Annotated in this window: 1 protein-coding gene; it reads right to left on the bottom strand. The window is 77.3% G+C overall.

From position 1 onward, the window contains the following. A partial coding sequence (locus HO151_RS02095) for a condensation domain-containing protein (protein ID WP_173894422.1) occupies window positions 1–322 on the bottom strand: 322 nt, incomplete at both ends.

The following is a 322-nucleotide window of genomic DNA, read 5'->3' as shown; positions in this document are numbered from 1 at the left end:
CGGCGGGGCGGCGTCCCCGGTGGCCGTGTCCCGGAGCCGAAGGCGCGGCGCCGGTGCGGCTGGGGTCAGCACCGGTCCGCCCGGCCGGTCCTCCACGCGGGCCGCGAGCACCGGGTGACGGGCCATCAGGTCGTCGAAGGCACCCGCCAGCCGGTCTGTGTCGAGCGGTCCGCGCAACGCGACCGCCAGCGGGATGTCGTACGCCCCCGAGCCGGGATCCAGGCGGTGCAGGAAGAGCAGTCCGCGCTGCTCCGGGGTGAGGGCCACCGCCGTGTCGCCCGAGGTGCCGTGCAGCAGGACCCTCAGCCGCTCGCGCTTGGCC

It is taken from the genome of Streptomyces sp. 8P21H-1, assembly GCF_013302945.1.
The sequence above is the reverse complement of the archived record's forward strand: the minus strand, read 5'-3'. Positions and strand labels throughout refer to the sequence as shown.